The 1,449-nt window shown below is 47.6% G+C and carries 2 protein-coding genes; both read left to right on the plus strand.

Features of this window, described 5'->3' with window-relative positions:
• Positions 1-62 precede the first annotated feature (62 nt).
• Positions 63-593 (plus strand): tyrosine-type recombinase/integrase, encoded by a 531-nt coding sequence (locus tag IEY53_RS34760; protein ID WP_189032920.1) that lies wholly within the window; start codon positions 63-65, stop codon positions 591-593.
• On the plus strand, positions 586-1,449 hold an 864-nt coding region (locus IEY53_RS34765), incomplete at its 3' end, for an IS91 family transposase (RefSeq protein ID WP_189032922.1). The genes IEY53_RS34760 and IEY53_RS34765, both read left to right, overlap by 8 nt.

Here is a 1,449-nt window from a genome sequence, read left to right on the forward strand (position 1 = left end):
ATGCTGCATGTGCCTAGAGTGAAAAAGAAATCGTTTCTCCCCAACATGCTCACGTTTCAGAAGTGTGCCAGATCCTCGAGGCGACCCGGAACCTCAAGCACAAAGCCATTCTAACAACGGTTTACTCCGCAGGTCTTCGTGTGAGTGAAGTCGCACATCTGCAAATGACCGACATTCACAGCGAGAACATGCGCCTCTTGGTTCGTCAATCCAAAGGGGGCAAGGATCGTTATTCTATTTTATCCAACCATAATCTTCTTTTACTTCGTGAATACTGGAAAACCTACCGACCTCACCATTGGCTCTTTCCCGGTATTCCGGATACAAAGCCCATTTCGGTACGAACGATTCAGTCTGTTTTTAAACATTCATTGCTTGCTGCCGGGATTTCTAAGGAGGTATCAGTCCACACCTTGCGTCATTGCTTCGCAACCCATCTGTTAAATCGCGGAGCGAGTATTCTGCAAATCAAGGAACTTCTTGGACACGCAGATATTCAAACGACTTCCATGTATCTTCATCTCACTCATGCCCAAGTCCTCGGTTTGAAAAGTCCTCTAGACCTTCCTCTCGGAGGTGGTGAACTTGATTGAGCTGCAGCACATCTTCTCACGTTTCGCGGAACCTTTCCTGGAGTCCCATCCCGTTCATCTAGAAGGCATAAAGGCGACTCAAGCCATCCAGACCTGTAGAACCTCGGCTTTAGGCGGGCATGTCGACCAGTGTAATTCTTGCAAGAATTTGAAGGTGTCCTACAATTCCTGTCGCAATCGTAATTGTCCCAAATGTGGAAATTTGAAAAAAGAGCAGTGGATTCTAGATCGAACCTCTGAACTCTTGCCTGTTCCCTATTTCCATACCGTTTTCACGGTTCCCCACACGTTGAATCCTTTATTTCTAGCCAACCCAAAGCTCATGCACAGCCTTCTCTTCCAAGCGGCTTCCCAGACGCTTTCCAAGCTGGCCTTGGATCCTAAGTTTCTGGGTGCACAAATCGGAGTCACTATGGTGTTGCATACCTGGGGACAGAATTTGTCTTTCCATCCGCATGTCCACTGCATTGTGCCCGGTGGCGGTCTTTCGCCTTCCGGCTGTTCTTTTATGCGTTCGAGGAAAAAATTCTTCATTCCCGTGAAGATTCTCTCCCGAGTGTTTCGGGGGAAGTTCCTTTGCTTCTTAAAAAGGGCTTTTGCAGAACAAAAGCTGAGTTTTACCGGCTCCTCCCTGCCCTATGCGGAGGAATCCTCATTTTTCACACTCTTAGACGCGCTCTATGAACCCGATTGGGTCGTCTATTACAAGAAACCGTTTAAGAGTTCCTTCCACGTCGTCAACTATTTAAGTCGGTATACGCACAAGACCGCCATTTACAATAATCGACTCGTGGCCATGGATGAGCAGACGGTAACCTTCCAGTACCGGGATTACAAAGATGACGGGAAAGTGAAG

Origin of the sequence: Paenibacillus albidus (genome assembly GCF_014644435.1) — a bacterium.
In the GTDB taxonomy this organism is placed as follows: Bacteria; Bacillota; Bacilli; order Paenibacillales; family Paenibacillaceae; genus Paenibacillus_AQ; species Paenibacillus_AQ albidus.